2 protein-coding genes are annotated in these 903 nt (G+C 63.9%); both read left to right on the top strand.

Annotated elements, in window-relative coordinates:
* Window positions 1-515 (top strand): winged helix-turn-helix domain-containing protein (locus tag JP75_RS24615; protein WP_035087814.1); only part of this gene is annotated, 515 nt, incomplete at its 5' end.
* A partial coding sequence (locus JP75_RS24610) for a sensor histidine kinase N-terminal domain-containing protein (RefSeq protein WP_035087812.1) occupies window positions 512-903 on the top strand: 392 nt, incomplete at its 3' end. The genes JP75_RS24615 and JP75_RS24610, both read left to right, overlap by 4 nt.

The following is a 903-nucleotide window of genomic DNA, read 5'->3' as shown; positions in this document are numbered from 1 at the left end:
TCGACCTGATGCTCCCGGACGGATTGGGCATTGCCTTTCTCAAAAAGCTTCGAGCCGAGGGCAGCGTGACGCCGGTCATCATCCTGACGGCGCTCGACCAGATCTCCGACCGCATCGCGGGCCTTGATGCCGGCGCCGACGACTACATGATCAAGCCGTTCGATCTGTCGGAACTCTCCTCGCGGCTGAATGCGGTGGCGCGGCGATACAGCGGCAACCCGAATCCTCTCATCGAGATCGGCGACCTGCGCATCGATCTCGCCGCCCGGACCGTGATGCACGGCGCGCGCCCTGTCGAGCTTACCGGGCGCGAATGGGCGCTGTTCGAAGCATTTCTGCAGCGGCCCGGCATCGCGATGACCAAGGCACAGCTCGAAGACCGGCTCTATGCGTTCGGCGCCGAGGTCGAGAGCAATACGATCGAGGTTCACGTTAGCAGACTGCGCAAGAAGCTCGGCCACGGCGTGATCGATACGGTGCGGGGCATCGGGTATCGCCTTGGAACGGCAAGATGAAGCGGCCCAGGAGCCTGCAATGGCGGCTCTCGCTATGGCTGGGGCTGGGGCTGACGGTGTTGTGGGCGCTTGCCGCTGTCGTGACCGCGCAGATGCTGCGCCATGAAATGGACGAGGTGTTCGACAGCGCCCTCGAAGAGACGGCGCAACGCATCCTGCCGCTTGCGGCGATCGAGATCATCGGCCGCGATGCCGACGACACCGAACAGCGCGTTGCCACGCTCCGCCAGCACGACGAGTATTTCACCTATGTCGTGCACGATGCCGCGGGCAAGGTTCTGCTGCGATCGCACAGCGCCGATCTCGCGGCATTCCCGCCGTTTTCCGGAATGGGCTTTGCCACGACACAGACACACCGTCTCTACTCCGACGCGACCCTCCAGCAGAA

Origin of the sequence: Devosia riboflavina, from assembly GCF_000743575.1 — a bacterium.
Lineage (GTDB): Bacteria > Pseudomonadota > Alphaproteobacteria > Rhizobiales > Devosiaceae > Devosia > Devosia riboflavina.
Note: the sequence above shows the minus strand (reverse complement) of the source record. Positions and strands in the feature narration are given on the sequence as shown.